The 19,159-nt window shown below is 65.4% G+C and carries 16 protein-coding genes and 2 tRNA genes; 11 read left to right on the top strand and 7 right to left on the bottom strand.

Annotated features, from left to right (window positions below; genetic code table 11):
• The first annotated feature begins 30 nt into the window (after nucleotides 1-30).
• From RIT73_RS08300 to ettA, 5 genes are all read left to right on the top strand, one after another.
• Nucleotides 31-1,641, top strand: a complete 1,611-nt coding sequence (locus tag RIT73_RS08300) for a dynamin family protein (protein WP_309131605.1) — start codon at nucleotides 31-33, stop codon at nucleotides 1,639-1,641.
• Nucleotides 1,638-3,224 (top strand): GTPase, encoded by a 1,587-nt coding sequence (locus tag RIT73_RS08295; protein WP_309131604.1) that lies wholly within the window; start codon nucleotides 1,638-1,640, stop codon nucleotides 3,222-3,224. The genes RIT73_RS08300 and RIT73_RS08295 overlap by 4 nt, the downstream gene beginning before the upstream one ends.
• A 239-nt stretch (nucleotides 3,225-3,463) precedes the next feature.
• Nucleotides 3,464-4,183, top strand: a complete 720-nt coding sequence (locus RIT73_RS08290) for a single-stranded DNA-binding protein (RefSeq protein WP_309131603.1) — start codon at nucleotides 3,464-3,466, stop codon at nucleotides 4,181-4,183.
• A gap of 74 nt (nucleotides 4,184-4,257) precedes the next feature.
• Nucleotides 4,258-4,878 carry a DUF6993 domain-containing protein gene (locus tag RIT73_RS08285; RefSeq protein ID WP_309131602.1) on the top strand — a complete coding sequence of 207 codons (621 nt, stop codon included), beginning with the start codon at nucleotides 4,258-4,260 and terminating at the stop codon, nucleotides 4,876-4,878.
• A gap of 198 nt (nucleotides 4,879-5,076) precedes the next feature.
• Nucleotides 5,077-6,759 (top strand): energy-dependent translational throttle protein EttA, encoded by a 1,683-nt coding sequence (ettA, locus tag RIT73_RS08280; protein ID WP_309131601.1) that lies wholly within the window; start codon nucleotides 5,077-5,079, stop codon nucleotides 6,757-6,759.
• Nucleotides 6,760-6,842: 83 nt separating this feature from the next.
• Here ettA and RIT73_RS08275 read toward each other — a convergent pair whose 3' ends face one another.
• On the bottom strand, nucleotides 6,843-7,730 hold the full coding sequence (locus RIT73_RS08275; RefSeq protein WP_309131703.1) for an acyl-CoA thioesterase II: 888 nt from the start codon (nucleotides 7,728-7,730) through the stop codon (nucleotides 6,843-6,845).
• 144 nt (nucleotides 7,731-7,874) lie between these two features.
• Here RIT73_RS08275 and RIT73_RS08270 point away from each other — a divergent pair, with 144 nt between their 5' ends.
• A complete protein-coding gene (locus RIT73_RS08270; RefSeq protein WP_309131600.1) occupies nucleotides 7,875-8,435 on the top strand; it encodes an acyl-CoA thioesterase in 561 nt (186 codons plus the stop codon).
• Entirely contained in the window at nucleotides 8,432-9,148 is a 717-nt protein-coding gene (locus RIT73_RS08265) for a hypothetical protein (RefSeq protein ID WP_309131599.1), read from the top strand. Before RIT73_RS08270 ends, RIT73_RS08265 begins: the two co-directional genes overlap by 4 nt.
• Nucleotides 9,149-9,246: 98 nt before the next feature.
• Here RIT73_RS08265 and RIT73_RS08260 read toward each other — a convergent pair whose 3' ends face one another.
• The 3 genes from RIT73_RS08260 to pepN are packed head-to-tail and all read right to left on the bottom strand — an operon-like array spanning nucleotide 9,247 to nucleotide 13,537.
• Complete coding sequence (locus RIT73_RS08260; RefSeq protein ID WP_309131598.1) at nucleotides 9,247-9,648, bottom strand: globin; 402 nt, start codon at nucleotides 9,646-9,648, stop codon at nucleotides 9,247-9,249.
• A 6-nt stretch (nucleotides 9,649-9,654) separates the two neighbouring features.
• Entirely contained in the window at nucleotides 9,655-10,863 is a 1,209-nt protein-coding gene (locus RIT73_RS08255) for a mechanosensitive ion channel family protein (RefSeq protein ID WP_309131597.1), read from the bottom strand.
• Between the two features lie 13 nt (nucleotides 10,864-10,876).
• Complete coding sequence (gene pepN / locus RIT73_RS08250) at nucleotides 10,877-13,537, bottom strand: aminopeptidase N (RefSeq protein ID WP_309131596.1); 2,661 nt, start codon at nucleotides 13,535-13,537, stop codon at nucleotides 10,877-10,879.
• A 191-nt stretch (nucleotides 13,538-13,728) separates the two neighbouring features.
• On the opposite strand from pepN, the gene RIT73_RS08245 reads away from it, so the two are divergent.
• The 3 genes from RIT73_RS08245 to RIT73_RS08235 all read left to right on the top strand — a co-directional run bounded on the left by RIT73_RS08245 (nucleotide 13,729) and on the right by RIT73_RS08235 (nucleotide 16,125).
• Nucleotides 13,729-14,334: a DsbA family protein gene (locus RIT73_RS08245; protein ID WP_309131595.1), complete on the top strand. Its 606-nt coding sequence runs from the start codon at nucleotides 13,729-13,731 to the stop codon at nucleotides 14,332-14,334.
• A 208-nt stretch (nucleotides 14,335-14,542) separates the two neighbouring features.
• The gene (locus RIT73_RS08240) at nucleotides 14,543-15,016 is read left to right on the top strand and encodes a ribose-5-phosphate isomerase (protein WP_309131594.1); all 474 of its coding nucleotides are present in this window, start codon (nucleotides 14,543-14,545) and stop codon (nucleotides 15,014-15,016) included.
• Nucleotides 15,013-16,125 carry an alcohol dehydrogenase catalytic domain-containing protein gene (locus RIT73_RS08235; protein WP_309131593.1) on the top strand — a complete coding sequence of 371 codons (1,113 nt, stop codon included), beginning with the start codon at nucleotides 15,013-15,015 and terminating at the stop codon, nucleotides 16,123-16,125. The genes RIT73_RS08240 and RIT73_RS08235 overlap by 4 nt, the downstream gene beginning before the upstream one ends.
• Nucleotides 16,126-16,168: 43 nt before the next feature.
• Here the strand turns inward: RIT73_RS08235 and RIT73_RS08230 are convergent, their stop codons facing one another.
• The 3 genes from RIT73_RS08230 to RIT73_RS08220 form a co-directional block, all read right to left on the bottom strand.
• Nucleotides 16,169-17,608: an HNH endonuclease gene (locus tag RIT73_RS08230; RefSeq protein WP_309131592.1), complete on the bottom strand. Its 1,440-nt coding sequence runs from the start codon at nucleotides 17,606-17,608 to the stop codon at nucleotides 16,169-16,171.
• A 145-nt stretch (nucleotides 17,609-17,753) separates the two neighbouring features.
• Complete coding sequence (locus tag RIT73_RS08225) at nucleotides 17,754-18,578, bottom strand: ribonuclease H (RefSeq protein WP_309131591.1); 825 nt, start codon at nucleotides 18,576-18,578, stop codon at nucleotides 17,754-17,756.
• A 108-nt stretch (nucleotides 18,579-18,686) separates the two neighbouring features.
• Nucleotides 18,687-18,760 (bottom strand) — tRNA-Pro (locus RIT73_RS08220).
• A gap of 180 nt (nucleotides 18,761-18,940) precedes the next feature.
• Between RIT73_RS08220 and RIT73_RS08215 the strand changes: the two genes are divergently transcribed.
• A tRNA-Gly gene (locus RIT73_RS08215) sits at nucleotides 18,941-19,011 on the top strand.
• The last annotated feature ends 148 nt before the right edge of the window (nucleotides 19,012-19,159 follow it).

Here is a 19,159-nt window from a genome sequence, read left to right as displayed (position 1 = left end):
GCGAAGCGGGTTTCGGAAACACGTTTCCCCATGCAGACCGACGACTCACCGGAAGGACGCAGACTGCATCGGCAGCTGTCCTCGGAACTGACGGACTACCTGCTGCCGAGAATCAGCCGCACCAGGACCCCGTTCCTGATCGCTGTCGGCGGATCGACAGGAGCGGGCAAGTCGACTCTGGTGAACTCGCTCGTCGGCCGTTCCATCAGCCCCGCCGGAGTTCGGCGACCGACGACGGGCAACCCGATCGTCGTCCACAATCCGGCTGACGCCGCGTTCTTCGAATCGTCGAACTTCCTCTCCGACCTCCCGCGCAGCTCGGACCCCAGTGCCGTGGATCCCTCCGTGATCCTGATTCCCGAGGAGCACGTGCCCGCCGGCACAGCCATCCTCGACTGCCCCGACATCGACTCGGTGGCCGAATCGAATCGCGCCCTGGCCAGACGAATCCTCATGGCCGCCGATCTCTGGCTGTTCGTGACCACGGCGAACCGCTATGCCGATGCGGCTCCGTGGGCATTGCTGCGGGACGCGGCGGCACGTCACACCTCGGTGGCGATCGTCCTCGACCGCGTGCCTCCGGAGGCCAACCGGGAGGTCCGCCATCACCTGTCGAGCCTGCTCTCGAGCGCCGGCCTCGCCAATTCCCCCATCTTCTCCGTCGCCGAGCTCACTCTCGAGGACGGTCTTCTTCCGCACTCGGCGATCTACCCGATCCGCTCCTGGGTCGAGGAGGTGAGCAGCGAGGTCGATTCGCAGGACCGCATCCGGCGTCGGACACTCGACGGTTCCATCGCCGCCCTGCCTGCGCAGGTGAAGTCTCTGGCCGGCTTCGTCGAATCGCAGGAGACTGCGTACGAGATGCTGGGACGCAGCCTCGATGAGAACTTCCGAAGTGCCCACGAGGGGCTGCTGCAGGTGTTCTCCGACGGTCGTGTGCTCCACGGTGAGGTCAATGCCCGCTGGCAGGACTTCGTCGGCACGGGACAGCTGTTCCGCGGTCTCGAACCGACCATGGCGAGGATGCGCGACCGTATCTCGGCTGTCGTCACCGGCAAGCACGACGCGGCAGCACCGTTGCATATCGCGATTCTGCGCAGCGCTGCGATCTCCCTGCGGGAACGGGCGGTCGCCGTCGTCGACGCGGTCAACGTCGACTGGCAGCATCAGCCGGCCGGTGCAGCGCTCGTCGCCGATCACCCTGAGCTGCGGCAGGTCGCCGCCGACCTCGAGGACTCCGTCAAAGCCGCCGTCAGCGACTGGTCGAACGAGGTCAACGCTCTGGTGCGCGATATCGGTCAGGGGAAGAAGTCCAAGGCGAGGATCCTCTCCTTCGGTGTTGCCGGTGTCTGTGCGGTCCTCGAATATGCTGCGTTCTGGGACCCGGAGTCCGCCTCGGCGCCGGGGCTGCCCGCGCAGGGAAGCGCGAACGTCGCGCGGAGCCTGGCCGGGACGATCTTCGGGGAGCAGGAGGCCGCCAACCTCATCGCATCCATCAGAGACCGGTTCCTCACCCGCGCGGCAGGATTAGTCGGCGGTTGCCGACAGCCATTTGACAACGCACTAGGACAAGCTGCGGTCCCGGCACGACAGTCAGGCACCCTGCGTGCCGCCGGTGATCGCCTGGAGGTCGCACTGTGAACGACTCGACGCAAACCGAGATCCGACGCCTCGCCGATGGAATCCGGCACTCACTGAATCTGCGTGAGGACAAGCTGAGCGGGGCCACCCGGACAGAGGCCCAGCACCTCCTCGAGCGGGCTGAGGATCGACTGGGTCTGGGCGAGGAGTTCACCGTCGTCGCGTTCGCCGGATCCACCGGCTCGGGCAAGTCCTCGCTGTTCAATGCCGTAGCGGGCCTCGAGATCGCTCGAGTCGGCGTCCGCCGCCCCACCACTGCCCGACCCACCGCATGTGTCTGGGGTGAAGGCGGAACCGATGTCCTCAACTGGCTCCACGTTCCCGAACGCAGCCGGACCTGGCGGGAGTCCGCACTCGACGGTGACGACCAGAGGAAGCTCCACGGGCTCATCCTCCTCGATCTGCCCGACCACGACTCGACCGCAGTCGAACACCGGGTGGAATCGGATCGACTCGTCGGCCTCGTCGACGTCGTGTTCTGGGTGGTCGACCCTCAGAAGTACGCCGACTTCTCCCTGCACTCGGAGTACTTGACGAAACTCGCCGAGAACAGCTCGAACATGGTCGTCGTCCTCAACCAGATCGACAAGCTCAGTCCCGCAGAGCAGACGGCCGCGGCCGAGCACCTCCAGCAGCTGCTCGTCGCCGATGGGCTCACCGACACCAAGGTGCGCATGGCGTCTGCTGTGACGCGGGAGGGGATCCCCGAGATCCGGTCGATCCTCGCCGACACCGTCGATTCGAAGCAGGCAGCCGCAGAACGGCTGCTCTCGGACATGCAGGCGATGGCCAAGCGGATCCAGGGAGAGCTCGGAGAACCGGTTCTCGCCCCCAACGAACTGCCCGGAGCATCGCGACTCGTGGAGACGATGTCCGAGGCCGCCGGCGTCGAGGCGGTGGCCCAGACCGTTCACGATGACTACATTCGCCGCGCCTACCGCAAGACCGGCTACCCCGTGCTCGCGTGGATGCAGAGGAATGCGCCCGATCCGCTGGGCGCCAAGCATGGTCTGACCCGGGACGAACTCATCCGTGCCTCGGTTCCGGCGACGAGCCGGGCCCAGAGCTCCCAGGTGCGCCTGATGGCTCACGAGCTCATCACCGAATCCGTGAAGTCACTGCCGCTGCCATGGCAGAAAGCGGCCGCGGAGGCGGAGAAGTCGAGCACAGATCAGCTCTCCGACACCCTCGACTCGGCCGTCACAGCTGTGGACATCCAGCGTCAGACGCCGGGTTGGTGGTCACTCGCCCATGTGCTCCAGATCGTCTTCTTCGTCGCCACGATCATCGGACTGCTGGGTCTGATCGTCATGGGCATCGCCGCACTGGTGGCTCCCGCGGGGCTTCCGGGCTGGAGCTGGGCGGTGACCGGGGGACTGTTCGTGCTTGGGGTCATCGGATCGATCATCACCTCGGTGGTGGCGAAGTCGGCGCGGAACAGAGGAGCGGACAGCGCCGCGCGCGACGTGGACCATCGGCTGCGCTCTGCCGTGGGCCAGGTCGCCGAGAGCTCCTACCTGCAGCCCGTGATCGCAGTCGTCGATGAGCACCGGGTGGCCCACGAGAAGCTCCGCCAGCACTGACGCGCCCACCGGTGCGACCGGTGCGCGGACCCTGGACGCGCTGCTCGGCTGGGTTCCATCTGACTCGTGCGCACATGCGCTCGGACTCATGCGCGAATGCCCTGTGGAGGGTCGATGCCCATCCACAGGGCATTCCCCATCTCTCGACGTGTGACGCTGCCGGAGTGCCCAATGGATTCTGACCGGTGCCTTCACCGGCCGGTCGCAATCACCGAGGCATCCGAGCAGGGGAGCACACCATGTCGAACATTCCGATCAACCTCAGCGGCACTCTGGCCGCGGACCCGCAGTGCAGGACTCTGCCGTCAGGGCGTGCCTGTGCGTCGTTCCGGCTGGCCGTCAATCACTGGCACCTGGACAAATCGACGGGCGAGTTCGTCGATGACGGCACTTCATGGTTCGCCGTCGACTGCTACGGACCGTTGGCGAGCAACGTCTCGATGTCCCTCAAACAGGGGATGACGGTCATGGTGCACGGCGGTCTGCGGATCCGCGAATGGACGACGGAGGAGAAGTCCGGCCGCACCCCGACCGTGATCGCCGAGCACGTCGGACCCGATCTTCGGTACGGCACTGCGAATTACCAGAAGTCCTCCGGCGCCCATCGATCCGTCAGCCAGCAGTCCGCGCAGTCGAGTGCGAGCTCTGGATGGGGTGGGATGGAGGACGCGACGTTCGACCGGCCCGGCGAATCCGCCGGCGCTGCACAGTCGGCCACAGAACGCCCCTACCCGGGTACCGGCACCGGCAGCAGTGCCTCCGACGGCGGCTACGGGAGCAGCGGCTATGCGAGCGGCGGCAATGACGCAGCCGACGGATCTGCCTCCGGCGGTGACGACGAGGAGGAGGAGTTCGTCGACGGGACCGATGAGAATCGGGATGACGACGCCGATGACGCCGGCCGGACAGGAGGCGACGCGATCGCCCGGTCCACTGCCGCGGTGGCTGCGCCCTTCTGACTGCCCTGTCGGGGACGGCCGGAACGATCAGTTAAAGTGAAGACGTTCATCGTTCCCTCCCGCCGAGGTTGTCCATGCGTCTCATCCCACTGTCGGGTCTCGCAGCTCTGACCATCGCCCTGTCCGGGTGCTCGCTCCTGGGTTTCGACAGCGCTGACAACGCTCCCGAGCCGACTCAGCCGGAGCAGACGCAGGAGGCAGAGGTCGACAAGGTGCTCGAGGCAGTGAAGCCTCTGACCGGGGACAAGGATTCCACGGTGTCGACGAAGAAGTTCTTCGACACGATGATCGATGCCGGTTACGATCCGAAACAGCTCGAAGCCACGATCGACGAATCTCCGTTGGGCAACGACGTTCCCTCGAAGATGTTCGGGGTCAAGACGGACAGGGGCTGCGTGGTCGGTGAGATCCGCGGTGGCAAGGCAACGGCCGAGCTGATGAAGCCGACCGAATCGACCGGAGCCTGCCTGTTCGGTGACGTCGACCGACCCGAAGGGGTCAAAGCCCCGACCGGCGAGAAGCGCACGAAGGACGGCGACGACAACGGAGAGGGACACCTTCCCGGCGAGGACATCCACGGCGAGACCGAAAGCCCGTCGGCGACGGACGGTGCTTCCTCGGACGACGGGACCGGCAGCGGTTCGGGATCCGAGGGTGACTCCTCCGGCGAAGCTCCATCCCTCGGCGGCGGCTGACGTTCCTGCGGTCCGCACCGGTCGGAGGCCGACGTTCTTGGCGAGCTCAGCGGCTGACGTCCCTGCGGCCCGCGCCGCCCGGAGGCCGAGGTGCCCGAGGGGTGCGGAGCATTCGGCTGCCGGGGTCCGAGCCGGTGTCCCAGGCCGTCCGGAACCAATTGGCCCTGGGGAGTGCACTACCGATAATCTGGGTTGACTATGGCCGAATTCATTTACACCATGCACAAGGCGCGCAAAGCGCACGGTGACAAAGTCATTCTCGATGACGTGTCGATGTCCTTCTACCCTGGGGCGAAGATCGGCATGGTCGGTCCGAACGGGGCCGGTAAGTCAACGATTCTCAAGATCATGGCGGGCATCGAGCAGCCCTCCAACGGTGAAGCCCGGCTGAGCCCCGGCTACTCGGTCGGGATCCTGCTGCAGGAACCGCCGCTGAATGAAGAGAAGACGGTTCTCGGCAACGTGCAGGAGGGCGTCGGCGAGATCAAGGCGAAGGTCGACCGTTTCAATGCCATCTCAGAAGAGATGGCGAACCCGGATGCCGATTTCGATTCTCTGATGGAAGAGATGGGCAAGCTGCAGGAGGCCATCGACGCTGCCGACGCCTGGGACCTCGACTCCCAGCTCGAACAGGCCATGGATGCGCTGCGCTGTCCGCCGCCCGACGCCGAGGTCAGTGTCCTGTCCGGCGGCGAGCGTCGTCGTGTCGCGCTGTGCAAGTTGCTGCTCGAGAAGCCGGACCTGCTCCTGCTCGACGAGCCCACCAACCACCTCGACGCCGAATCCGTCCTGTGGTTGGAGCAGCACCTGAAGAGCTACCCGGGTGCTGTCATCGCGATCACTCACGACAGGTACTTCCTCGATCACGTGGCCGAATGGATCGCGGAGATCGACCGCGGACACCTCTACCCCTACGAGGGCAACTACTCGACCTACCTGGAGAAGAAGCAGCAGCGTCTGCAGGTCCAGGGCAAGAAGGACGCTAAGCTGGCCAAGCGGCTCAAGGACGAACTCGAGTGGGTGCGGTCGAATCCGAAGGCGAAGCAGACGAAGTCGAAGGCTCGTCTGGCGCGCTATGAGGAGATGGCAGCGGAGGCCGACAAGACGAGGAAGCTGGACTTCGAGGAGATCCAGATTCCGGCCGGCCCGCGCCTCGGCGACATCGTCATCGAAGCCAAGGACCTGCGGAAGGGATTCGACGACCGGCTGCTCATCGACGGACTCACCTTCACCTTGCCGCGCAACGGTATCGTCGGTGTGATCGGACCCAACGGCGTCGGAAAGTCGACCCTGTTCAAGACGATCGTCGGCCTCGAAGAGCTCGACGGGGGAGATCTGAAGATCGGCGACACCGTCAAGATCTCCTACGTCGATCAGTCCCGCGGCGGAATCGACCCGGAGAAGTCCCTCTGGGAGGTCGTCTCCGACGGACTCGACTTCATCCAGGTCGGCGCGGTCGAGATGCCGTCACGAGCCTACGTCTCGGCGTTCGGATTCAAGGGTCCGGACCAGCAGAAGAAGGCCGGTGTGCTCTCCGGCGGTGAGCGCAACCGTCTCAACCTGGCGCTGACGCTCAAGCAGGGCGGCAACCTGCTGCTGCTCGACGAGCCGACCAACGACCTCGACGTCGAGACCCTGAGCTCATTGGAGAATGCACTTCTCGAATTCCCGGGCTGCGCCGTGGTCGTCTCGCACGATCGCTGGTTCCTCGACCGGGTGGCCACGCACATCCTCGCGTGGGAGGGCACGGACGAGAACCCTGCCCAGTGGTACTGGTTCGAGGGCAACTTCGAATCCTACGAGCAGAACAAGGTCGAGCGCCTCGGCGAGGACGCTGCCCGTCCCCACCGCGTGACGCATCGCCGTCTCACCCGCGACTGAATCAGTGCGCAGAGATGAGCAAGCCCCCGGCCGACCGCCGGGGGCTTGCTCATTACTGCTGAGGCCTCACCCGGTGAGTTCCGTCAGCCGGCTGCCTTGACGCGGACCATTCCCTCCTGGGCGACGGTGGCCAGGAGCGCACCGTCGCGGGAGAAGATGCGTCCATAGCCGAGGCCGCGTCCGCCCTGGGCGGCGGGCGACTCCTGCACGTAGAGCATCCACTCGTCGACCCGCACCCGGCGGTGCCACCACATGGCGTGGTCGAGGCTGGCCACGCGCAGTCCGGGCGTGGTCCAGTTCAGCCCCTGCCGGCGCAGCGCAGGTTCGAGCAGGTTGTAGTCACTGGCGTAGGCGAGGGCCGCGGCGTTGAGAACCGGATCGTCGCCGAAGGGCGCACTGGTGCGGAACCAGACGTGCTGGTGCGTGAGCTCCCGGTCCTCGGGAGTGTTGTAGTAGAGAGGATGCTCGACCGGTCGGACATCGAAGGGTCGCTTGTTGATCCATTCGGTCACATGCGGGTTGTCGCTGCCGGCGAGGACATCGCGGATCTCCGGACAGTCCTCCGGGCCCGGCAGTCCCTCCGGCATCTTCTCGGCGTGCTCGAGGCCGTCCTGCTCGTCCTGGAACGAGGCGATCAGGGACAGGATCGGCTGGTTCCTCTGATAGGCATGGACTCGCCGGGCCGAGAATGAGCGGCCGTCGCGGAGGCGCTCGACACCGAATTCGATCGGCTCGCTGACATCACCGGCCCGCAGGAAGTAGCCGTGCAGGGAATGGATGAGGCGCTCCTCGGGCATCGTCCGCGCCGCCGCCACAATGCACTGAGCGAGCACCTGCCCGCCGAACACGCGACCGTCGGGCTTGTACTGGCTGCGACCGAGGAAGAAGTCGCTCTCCCGGGAGGTGGAGGTGACATCCACCCTCTCCAGGTCGAGCAGCTCCCGCAGCTCTGCGACATTCGCCTGTGCCATCTCTTCAGCGCTCACTCGGCCCTCCAGCCTCGAACTACGTCTTCTCAGTCAACGACTGGTACATCTGCAGACGATCCTAACGTGAGCCGACGGGAGTTTCGTGCCGAGGGCATGCCACCCGACGTCGGATGGCATGATGGAGGGATGCGTTCCCGTCCTGCCGATCCCCATCTCCCTGCCAATCCTCATCTCAAGGAATTCACCCGCGTCCTGCTGGAGCTGCGGTGGGGCGACCTCGACGCCTACGGTCATGTCAACAATGTCACTCAGCTCCGCCTGCTGGAGGAGGCGCGTGTGCGGGCTCTGGGGTCGCCGACGCACACGAGCGACGCGGACGCGGCCACCGGGCGGTTCGGGATCGCCGAGACCGTCTCCGGCATCCAGATCCCGCCGATCTTCGCGCGGGCCTCGGCGACCACCGAGATGCTCGTGACCGCGCATTCGATCGAGTACCGGGCGCCCATCCGTTACCGGCCGGGCCCGATCGCCGTCGACCTGGTGATCAGCGAGGTGAGGCCGGCGTCTGTGACGATCGGTTACGTCATCGCGGAGCCCGACGGCTCCCTGGCCTATACCGTGGCCGAGACCGTCATCGCCTTCATCGACCGGGCCGCCTCGCGCCCGCGTCGACTCAGCCTCGAGGAGACCCGAGCAATGGAATCGATCATCCAACCCGCCGTGCCGCTGCGAGGCCGCCGCCGATGACGACTCTGGAGATCGCCGACCCGCTGGCGCTGAAGGATCTCGCTGCGTTCACGTCGCTGGCCCACCGGCTCGACCCCGATGGGGCGATGCGACTGCACGTGTCCTCGAATGTGCTCGTTCTCACGGTCGCTCCGCTCTACCCGCACGGCATCGGGGATTCGACGCCGCTGGTGCTCGCGATGCGGATGATGCGGTTGGCCGGCCCCGAACTCGACGGCCTCGACGAGGTGGTGCCCCTGTCGAACCTCAAGGACCGCTTCGCACGGGAGGAGAACGGAACCTCACTGCCGCTGCCGCCGAACTCAGTGCTGGTGTCCTGGAGCGGGATCGCCCCGCCCAAGGGTGGGTGGACGCCTGTCGACACGCTGTCCGAGGAGGTCATCAGGCGCACTGCCGAGTCCGGCATCGCCGAGGTGAGTGAGGGAACGCCCGCGAATGCGGGGTCGCACGCCGTGAAGGCTCTGCGCTCCCGGATCTGGTCGAAGCCGATGAGCGCCGAGGCGGGGACCACTCTTCCGGCGGGAGTCGCGTTCGCCGCCGCCGGACTCAAGTTCGTGCCCGAGGCGACAATGACTGACGCACTCAGTTCCGGGGCAACAGGTTCTGACGCGACGAGTTCTGGGGCGGGGGAGAGGCATCCTGTGATGGCCTCGCCCGGATGGCTGCGACTGGTCACCCCCGGCGGTCACCTGCTCACCCGCGCAACCGCCTGACGGCCGGTAACCCGCGCAGCCGTCTGACGGCCGGTAACCTGCCCAACCGCCCGACGGCCGGTAACCCGCGCAACGCCTGACGGCCAGTTCGCTGTCGCTCAGACTTCGTGGCCCGCAGTATTGACCATTGCGGTGGCCGCCCGCTGGAAGTAGTCCCAGAAGACCTCTTCGTACAGCGGTGGCAGCGACACATCGTCGAGAGCCGCTCTCATGCACGTCAGCCACCGGTCACGGGCACTGAAGTCGATCGGATACGGGAAGTGGCGCATCCGCAGTCGTGGGTGTCCGCGTTCGTCCTGATAGGTCGAAGGGCCGCCGAAGTACTGCTCGAGGAAGGTCTGGAGCCGATGCTTGGCCCCCTTGAGCTCCTGGCCCTCGGGATACATGGCGATGAGCACTTCATCTTTGGCCACGTGGTTGTAGAACACGTCGACGAGGCGGGTGAAGGTGGGGTGGCCACCCACCGCGGTGAAGATGGTGTCGTTTGACGCAGCGCTCACGTGTGCTCAGTTCCCCTTGCCGGTTCTCGGGCCGCCGGTCAGGTCGCCGGCATGATCAGTTCCAGTATCCCCGTTTCGCGTCCGCGATGCCGAGGTGTCCGAATTCGGTTTCGGTCCGGAGCCTCCGTGCGCATCATGACTGCGCGACTCCTGGCCAAGCGGCTCACGACTGCGTGAATCGTTCCCGGGCGAATCATGACCGTGTGAATCGTGATGGTGGTCGGCCTCATGGGTCTCATTCGTGGCCGCGATCTTGATGGCCTCCGTCGGGTCCGGCAGGGTCCGGAACACGGTCTCCTGAGTGAAGGGAATCTGGATGCCGCGGCGGTCCATCTGCCGCTTGAGCTCTGCCCGGAAAGCACGAGCCACTGCCCACTGCTGGTTCGGCTTGGTCTTGAGCACCGTGCGGATGACCTGGGATTCGGCCGACAGCGACTCGACTCCCCAGATCTCCGGCTTCTCGAGGATGGAGTCGGAGATCTCGGGATCCCGCTCCACCGCCTCAGTGGTCGCGGTGATGATCTCGGAGTAGGTGTCCATCGTCGTGTTGTAGGCGATGGGGATGTCGAGGACGGCTCGGGCCCAGCCCTGCGACTGATTGCCCACCCGCAGGATCTCACCGTTGCGCACATGCCAGAGGGTGCCGTCGAGCCCACGCACCTGAGTGGTCCGCAGGCCAACGTCCTCGACGGTCCCGATGGCCTCGCCCAGGTCGACGGTGTCGCCGATCCCGTACTGGTCCTCGACGACCATGAAGAAGCCCGAGAGGTAGTCCTTGACGAGCGCCTGTGCACCGAAGGCGAGGGCAACACCGACGATACCGGCCGAGGCCAGAATCGGGGCGATGTTGAAGCTCAATTTGTCGAGGATCATGAGGACGGCGATGACGACGATGAGGATCGTGGCCACCGAGGACAGCAGGCGACCAACCGTTTTGGCACGCTGCGCCCGACGCTCGCGGACGATCGCGGGTTCGAAGCCGCTTTCCTTCGCCTGTATCGCGGACGCGGAGAAGCGTCCACGAGCGGACTCCGAACTGCCGACGGTGCCCTTGGCAACGGCCGCGGCGAAGCGCCGGATGAATAGTCGGATCACCATGTTCAGAACGATTGCGCCGATGATGATGATCGCGATCGCAAGTGGAGGGCCGAGGAGGAATTCCCAGTCGATCTGCTGCGCGGCCTGCAAGCTGGTCTCAAGTGCTTCGAAAGTCATGATGCTTCCGACTCTAACGGCTGTAGGTCAACGCTTCCTCGGAGTCGCTGGACATTCGCTGAACCGACAGCGCCCGCTCGGCGTTGGCGAGGTTCTCGCGCATCAGTCGCAGCAAACCCTTGGGAGCCGCCGGATGATCGGCCAACCACTGCCTGGCCTGGGACACGGTCCGTTCACCCGCCGGCGGGAAGAGCTGCACAGTCATCGTCTGCGCCATCTCCAAGGTCCGCGTCTCCCACCATCCCGACACCCGCTGGAAGTACTCGGAGGCGAAGTCCTGCAGCGGTTCCTCGGCGCGGATCAATTCCCCGTCCGACTGCTGCAGACCCCGCGGAAAGCCATTCGCCAAGGCGCCGAGTTCCGAGTTGGGGAGGTCGATATCGTCGATCATGCGAGTGAATGCCCTGGTCTTCGCCGCCGAGGTGGGCCGGGCGGCGCGAGCGGTCGCGGCCTGTCGCTGACCGGTGGCGCTCGGATCGTCCTTGGACGCCGAGGTGATCGCCGCGTCCTCACAGGCATCGCGGCCGGCGAGTGCGATGAGGATCTCCCACCGCAGGTCCGTGTCGAGGGTGACCCCGAAGATCGTCTCGTCTGCGCCCTCGAGCCACGACCGCAGACGGTTGATCTGCTCCTCGGTCCGGGCGTGACGGATGAAGCCCTGGACGAACTGGAAGACTTGATCCGTTCCGGGAGTCACGGAATCGAGCAGTTCGAGCAGACGAGCGGCCACCTCGGCGTGGGCGTGGGTGCGTGCCTCCGGCGGCAGATAGGCCGTCACCGCGGTGTCGAGCTGACGCATCTGCATGAGAAGCCCGGACGAGTGGGTGATCGCGGCCAGGTGGGTGAGCACGACGTCGATGTAGTCCTGGACCGGGCGTTCCCCGTCGCGCACGCTGTCCCAGAGGGTGTTGAGGACGAGCAGCTGGGTCAGCGAGTAGTCGAAGTCACTCAACCGGGCAGCGGCGACCTCCATGCTGCGCTCATCGAAGCGCACCTTGGCATACGTGAGGTCGGCGTCGTTGACGATGATGACGTCGGGCTTCGCGAGCCCGCGCGCCTCGGCGACGAGGGTCTCTGCCGAATCGATGTCGATGGGCAGCGAGTGCGTGCGCACGAGCGCGCCGGTCCCATCATCGGAGTAGAACCCGACCGCGAGGCGATGCGGGCGCAGAGAAGGGACGGGCTGGCCCTCGAGGATCCACGGGGTCTGTCTCACACGCAACGCCGACACCACCTCGGCGCCGGTGTCCGGGGAGGTCTCGGTCTCGACCTCTGCGGTGATCAGGTTGATTCCTGACTCCTCGAGCCACAGCTTCGACCAGGTGGTGAGGTCTCTGCCGCTGGTGGCCTCGAGCTCATCGAGGAGGTCGCTCAGTTCGGTGTTCGACCAGGCGAAGCGGCGGAAGTACGCCTGGAGGCCGGCGAAGAACTCCGCTCTGCCGACCCAGGCGACAAGCTGCTTGAGCACAGAGGCGCCTTTGGCGTACGTGATGCCGTCGAAGTTGACCTCGACATCGGCGAGATCGTCGATGGGCGCGACGATCGGGTGCGTGCTCGGGAGTTGGTCCTGCCGGTAGGCCCATGACTTCTCGATCGTCGCGAAGGTCGTCCAGGCCTCGGAGAACTTGGTCGCCTCGGCGGTGGCGAGAGTCGACATGAACTCCGCGAAGGACTCGTTGAGCCACAGGTCGTTCCACCACCGCATGGTCACGAGATCTCCGAACCACATGTGGGCGAGTTCATGGAGAACGGTCACCGCACGGCGTTCAACCAATGCCTCGGTGGGACGAGAGCGGAAGATGTAGTTCTCGAGGATCGTCACCGCGCCAGCGTTCTCCATGGCGCCGGCGTTGAACTCGGGCACGAAGAGCTGGTCGTACTTCTCGAAGGGGTAGGCGGTGCCGAACTCACGCTCGAAGAACTCGAAGCCCGCGCGGGTGATTGCGAACAGATTCTCCGCGTCGAGGTGCTCGAACAGCGACGCCCTGGCGTACAGACCCAGTGGGACGGGGGAACCATCGGAGGAGATGATCTCCGAGTGGACGCTTTTGTAGGGACCGGCCACGATCGCGGTGATGTAGGACGAGATCGGAGTGGTCGGGGCGAACTGCCACACCGAGGTGCCGGGGATCGGGTTCTCGCCGAGGTCGGCGAAGACCTCGGCGGGATCGGCCGGATTCGGAGTGGGGGAGTTCGACACGACCGTCCAGTGCTCGGGAGCGACGACGGTGAAGGAGTACGACGCCTTGAGGTCGGGCTGCTCGAACACGGGGAAGACGCGCCGGGCGTCGGGCACCTCGAACTGGGTGTAGAGATAGGTCTCGTCGTCGATGGGGTCGACGAACCGGTGCATGCCCTCGCCGGTGTTCATGTAGTGGAAGTGGGCGTCGATGACGAGCTCGTTCTCCGCGGCCAGCTCCGGCAGCGTGATGCGGGCGGGGGAGACGACCTCGGCGATCTCGAGGTCAAGGCCGTTGAGCTGGATGCGTTCGACGCTGGCGGTGATCGCGTCGATGAAGGTCGTCGATCGCGGCTCGGCGGTGAAGCGGGTGCGGGAGCGGACTCGGAAATGCTCGCCCTGGCCGTCGAGGACCACAGTGACCTCGTAGCTCGAAACAGTGATGTGGGACGAACGACTGCGTGCTTCCTCGCGGGTGAGGTTGTGTTGGGGCACTTCGGGTGTCCTCCGCATTGGGACCGGGTGTACTTCGTCATTCTTTCATGGACCCTTCCGGTTTCCCGTCCTGTGGGGTGCGCCGATTCGCCCGTTCCGGTGCCGCGTATTCAAAGCCTCCACCGATGCTTGCTAGATTGGGTGAGGAGATCACGGGTGAGGGCCCGCGACGCTGCGATCGAGGAGCGAAATTGAGCAGAGAAACTCTTGACCTATGGTTCGACGTCGCCTGCCCGTGGGCGTGGATGACGTCGCGCTGGGCGCTGGAGGTCGCGAAAGTGCGCGATGTCGATGTGAAGTTCCACGTCATGAGTCTGAACATCCTCAACCGTGACAAGGAGCTCGACCCCGATTACCGCGAGCTCATCGATCGCACACTCTCACCCATGCGTGTGGTCACCGCGGCTATCGAGAAGCACGGGGAAGAGATCGCCGAACCGCTCTACACCGCGATCGGCACTCGCATCCACCCCGGTGGCGAGAGGGACTTCGACAAGGCCACTGCCCTGGCGCTGGAGGAGCTGGGTCTGCCCGCCGAGCTCACCGAATTCGGTGCGCGCGATGACTTCGACCAGGTCCTGCAGGCCTCGCACGACGAAGGGCTCTCCCTCGTCGGAGCCGATGTGGGCACGCCGATCTGCCGTGTGGCGGGAACCGCCTTCTTCGGCCCCGTCGTGACCCCTGCGCCCAAGGGTGAGGACGCCGGTCGGCTCTTCGACGGAGTCGTCGCCGTCGCCTCGACGCCGGGCTTCTTCGAACTCAAGCGGACTCGCGACAAGGGCCCGATCTTCGACTGACGGCCGTTCTGCCTCACACAACCGGCAGAGTCGCTCCTCTCCAGACATACGACAGATTCGCTCTACCTCGCACAGACGACAGTTTCGCTCTACCTCGCACAGACGACAGAACCACTCTTCTCCACACACGACAGATCCAGACAACCGACAGGTCCAGACCACTGGCCATCCCACTCAATTGGCCGTCCCACGGCTCGAAGGAGCATCCATGAAGGTTCATCTCGGCACCGACCACGCAGGCTTCGAATTCAAAGAGGTCCTCAAGGCCCACCTCGGCGAGGCCGGACACCAGGTCGTCGACCACGGCGCGTTCGAATACGATGCGCTCGACGATTACCCCGCGTTCTGCATCGAGGCTGCACAAGCTGTCGTCGACGATGTCAATGACGGCGTCGAGGCTCTCGGAGTGGTCATCGGAGGTTCCGGTAACGGTGAGCAGATGGCAGCGAACAAGGTCAAGGGTGCGCGCACCGCACTGGCCTGGAACCCGGAGATCGCAAAGCTCGCCCGCCAGCACAACAACGCCCAGATCGTGTCGGTGGGAGCCCGTCAGCTTTCGGAAGAGGAAGCGCTCGCCATCGTCGACGCATTCCTTGCCGAACCGTTCTCGGGTGACGAACGGCATGAGCGCCGGATCACGATCATGGCCGACTACGAGGACAAGGGTCAGGACGCACTGTGAAGATCTCGGGGGCAGTGCTGCGGACGACGGGGGCCGAGCGCCCTTACGCACGCTCACGGCCCCTGTGCATCGAAGAGCTTGAGCTTGACGACCCCGGCCCGGGCGAAGTGCTCATCCGGCTCACCGCAGCAGGCGTCTGTCACTCTGATCTCTCGGTCGTCGACGGCAACCGGCCCCGACCTCTGCCGATGCTGCTCGGCCACGAAGGAGCGGGACTCGTCGAGCGCCTTGGCACCGGCGTCGACGACCTCCACGTTGGCGACCAGGTCGTGACCGTGTTCCTGCCGCGCTGCGGAGAATGTGCCAATTGCCTTACGAACGGCAAGCTGCCCTGTACGCCTGGCAGCGCCACCAACACCGCGGGGACACTGCCTTTCGACGGTCACAAGGTACGGCTGCACGAGGCCGACGGCGCTGAGGTGCTCCACCACCTCGGCGCGTCGGTGTTCTCCACTCACGCCGTCGTCAACCGGGCCTCTCTGGTGCCGGTCGGCGCCGATGTCCCGGCTCCGATCGCCGCGGTGCTTGGCTGCGCGGTGCTCACGGGTGGCGGCGCCGTCCTCAATGCGGGAGCACCTGGCCCGGAGGACGAAGTCATGATCGTCGGTCTCGGCGGTGTCGGGATGGCGGCGCTGCTGACCGCCCTGAGCATCGAGACCGGCGGCGTGATCGGCGTTGATGCGAATCCCGACAAGCTGGCCCGCGCGAAGGAACTGGGTGCCGCCGAAGTCTTCACCCCCGAGGAGCTCGGTGATCGCCGGGCTGCCGTGGTGGTCGAATGCGCCGGACATCCGCTGGCCTTCGAAACCGCCTTCGCGGCCACAGCGGTGGGCGGCACAACGGTGACCGTCGGGCTGCCTGCACCGGACGCGGAATCCCGTATCACCCCCGTGACGCTGACGGCGGAGGCGCGGACCGTCATCGGCTCGTACCTCGGTTCGGCCGTTCCCAGTCGGGACATTCCCATCTACGCGCAGTTGTGGCGCGACGGGAAGCTGCCGGTCGAGGAGTTGATCTCCGACACCATTGGACTGCATGAGATCAACGAAGCCCTCGACGCCTTGGCCGACGGTACCGTGGTGCGGCAGGTCATCGACTTCCAGAAGTGAGCCGCGGACTTCCGTGGGTGGGCTGTGGGAGACGCGCTCTGCCTCACCCGGAGTCGGGGAGGATCCGAGTACGGAAGTGGTGTTCGAGCCAGCTGATGTCTGACGATGGTGGATTCGGCTGAGATCGCGGGGGTGGTGGAGGCGCGGGCCTGAGGAAACCGGCCAGGGCCTGCTTCCAATCCCTCTTGCCGTCAGGGGTGGTCGGTGCTCGGCGTGGGATGCTCATCTTCGTCACCACTGGACGCGGCCCCGCCCGATAACGCTGACCCGCGGGAGTGGCGACGATGAGATCATCTCCGTCGATGTCATGACGCCAACCCGGATGCTCCTTGGCGTAATTGCAGCTGGCGCACAGACCTGACGAATTCGTCCATTCCGTCTGCCCACCAGCGGCGACCGGAGTGGTGTGGTCGGCATGCCTGATCGGCGCATCGCACCAGGGGGTGCGGCAGACATCGTCGCGGAGGACGATCATCCGGCGCAGCAGTTCGGGGAACACCCGGCCGCGCGACTCCATCCCCACGAGTTGTCCGTCGTGGGGCGTGGTGAAGAGGCGGCGAAGGAACACTCGCCCTGTGTTCCCAGCGATGTAGTTGCGCGCCGTCTTCGCCGGCAGTGAACCGTACCCCGGCAACCAAGCGGGCACCTGTCCGACAGACAGCAGGGATTCGGCTTCGATGACGAGGAGCACCTCAACGGGGACGGCGTCGGCAGTGTCCTGACCGGTGAGTCGTTCGACGAACACGTCGGTCATCACCTGGCTGTGCCGGCGACCGTCGGCATCACCCTGGGCCATGATGGAATCCGCGGCGGTCTTGAGCCCTTCATAGGCGGCGATGGCTTGGACGAGAGGCACGGTGGCAGAGACGTGTCCCATCCCATTGGTCAGGGAGGTCACGGTCACTCGGCGATTCGCGACGGCTTGAGCTGTCTGCTGTGCGGCATCGTCTGCGGCGAGTTCGACTGCCAGGGCACGGGCTTCGTGGCGCAGGCTCTTGATGCCGGCGTCACCGAGACTGTTGCGCATGCGGTGGTCCACTGCCCGGCGATCGGATGGGCCGAGGTCTGTGAGTTCGTCGGCGATGGTCTTCGCCTTGGCTTCACTGATGACCCCGGTCTTCAGAGCGTCGAAGGTGTGTGGAAGGTCGGTGAGGGTGCGCGCGGTGGTGAGGAACTTCCGCCCCGATCCGGGGCTGGTCTTCCTCGCGAATCCGATCTCATCACCGGCCCGGACCCCTCGTTTGGCGGCCGGCACCCGGTTGAGGGCGTCGCGGTCGATGCGGAGACGTTCGAAGACGAGGGCTTCCTTGGCCTGGGCTGCGGCGAGGGTGGCCTTGAGTTCTTCGAACGCGGTGATCCGTTTCAGGGCGTCCTGTTCGGTGTTGGCGGGAGCCAGATCGCGGAGGAGCGCACTGAACCGATCCACCTCGGCGAGGGTGACTGATGCCTCGGTGACGGTGTCGGATGCGGGGTGTGCCTCCATGACCTCACATTAGCGGCCACTCCTGACACGAGAATTCTGGAGCGCTGTGGGAGTCGGGATCCCGAGAACTCCGAGCGCGTCCACCTCAGCCCGAACGCGGCCACCTCAGCCCGAGCGCGGCTAGATCAGCCCGAGCGCAGCCAGATCAGTCTGCGGCGCTGAGCAGCGGGGTGACTTTCGCCGAATGCCAGACGTAGAAGGTGGTGCCGGTCTTCATCTTCCGGGCCTTCGCCAGGCCATCATCGAGAGCCGACTGGGTGGCCGTCTTGTCCGCGCGCAGACCGAGCCGCTCGAGCTTCTTGCCCACCGCGATCGAGGACAGTCCTAGTTCCTGTCCGATCTGGGTCTGGGTCGCCCACGGCCCCTTCCGCGAACGCTTCTGCTTCCCTGCGCGAGAGCTGCCGGTGGACGCATCCGCGCGGACGGCCCAGTCGATCTCATGATGACCTGAGACTCGCGCTGTATCGATGCGCCGGTCGGCGAACTGTGCGGACAGGAGATCCGCGGCCGTGTTGAGCGGATGGGCATTGGACTCATCGTGACCGCGCACCCAGACGAACTTCACCGCTCGGTCGCGATCCTCGAGCAGGTCGAGGATCGAGTAGATGAGGTCGAGGTTCTTCTTGCCCTCCGCCTTGGCCGGGTTGCGTCGCCAGCCCGGCGCCCATTTGGTGATGCAGTTGATCGCATACTGGCTGTCCGACTCGATGATCAGGGGCGTGTTCCGGTGGTCGGCCAGTGCCATCTTGATCGCGGTGAGCTCGGCGACATTGTTCGTCTCCCTCACCCATGACCCGGCGGCGTAGTTTCCATGTTCGTCGACCCACGCCCATCCAGCAGGGCCCGGATTCTTCCGGGCTGCGCCGTCGGTGCCGATGCGCAGCGGACCGTCCTGTGCGAGCCCTGCTCGTGCGTACTCTGATTGTGAGGACTCCGCCTGTGAGGACTCCGCCTCCGCGACCCTGGTCATCTCGGTCCCTTTCCCATTAGAAGTCCCTTTCCCATCCGAAGCACGCGGGCTCCGCCCGCCACCGACAGAAGAAGCCGCCCGGACCGGAGTCCGAACGGCTTCAAATCGTCGGGATGACAGGATTTGAACCTGCGACCCTCTGTTCCCAAAACAGATGCGCTACCAAGCTGCGCCACATCCCGCGACGAAGTCAATCTAACCACAAGCAGGGGGTGGATGCACGTTGTCACCAGCCGAGCCCAAGAATAGGTCGCAGGTCACAGAATCGGTTGTTCGAAAGCCGCTGCGGGGGTGTGACGCGGGTCATGCCGAAGCGATTTGAAAGACGAGGAGCGACTCGACTATAGTCATATTCGCAGCACGGGGATGTAGCTCAATGGTAGAGCCTCAGTCTTCCAAACTGATGGTGCGGGTTCGATTCCCGTCATCCCCTCCGATCCCGGCCGGACCGTAAGGTCCGGCCGGTTTTTCGTTGCCCGCTGAAGGTTGCCCGTCGAAGGGAGGGCCGATGGAGTCCCCACGAAGCACCTCCGCCAGCCCGAGTCGCCGTCGAGTCCTCACCGGTGTCATCGCCGGCGCCG

This window comes from Brevibacterium sp. (genome assembly GCF_031179145.1).
GTDB lineage: Bacteria > Actinomycetota > Actinomycetes > Actinomycetales > Brevibacteriaceae > Brevibacterium.
Note: the sequence above shows the minus strand (reverse complement) of the source record. Positions and strands in the feature narration are given on the sequence as shown.